We start from the raw sequence: 512 nt of genomic DNA on the forward strand, positions 1-512 counted from the left end.
ACGGTGGTCGAATCTGGGCTTCGCAAGGGGGCTTAAGTCGTAACAAGGTAGCCGTAGGGGAATCTGCGGCTGGATCACCTCCACAGATCGGGACCAACCCTCTGGGTTGGCCCACCTTTGGCAGTCCGAGTTCGTGAACCGTCGTCGTGCCCGATTAGGCACCTTTGAACTACCAAAGCTAACGAGATACCCCCGTAATGGGGGTGGGCCCATAGCTCAGTGGTAGAGTGCCTCCTTTGCAAGGAGGATGCCCTGGGTTCGAATCCCAGTGGGTCCATCTCATCGGACACGTTGAAATCGCTCCCCTTAAGTGTGGGACGACGATACGATTGTCCGAAGACAAACCGATGCACCACTCCGTGCAAGCGTGAGTGGGAAGGGTCGAACGCGCGTCAGGCCACCCCTGGGGCGTGTGATGAAACCGTGTGTAAACGCAATCCAGACGTCCACTGGACCTGTTTACAGGTACAGTGTAACCATATCATAGACGTCCCACTCAGCGTGGCTACTTT

General features: G+C 56.4%; 1 tRNA gene and 1 rRNA gene. Both read left to right on the forward strand.

From position 1 onward, the window contains the following. Positions 1–83, forward strand: a 16S ribosomal RNA gene (locus ACSC1P_RS22100); the annotation flags it as partial. 122 nt (positions 84–205) lie between these two features. Further along, positions 206–277 (forward strand) — tRNA-Ala (locus ACSC1P_RS22105). The last annotated feature ends 235 nt before the right edge of the window (positions 278–512 follow it).

The sequence above is a fragment of the Haloarchaeobius caseinilyticus genome, assembly GCF_051207395.1.
GTDB lineage: Archaea > Halobacteriota > Halobacteria > Halobacteriales > Natrialbaceae > Haloarchaeobius.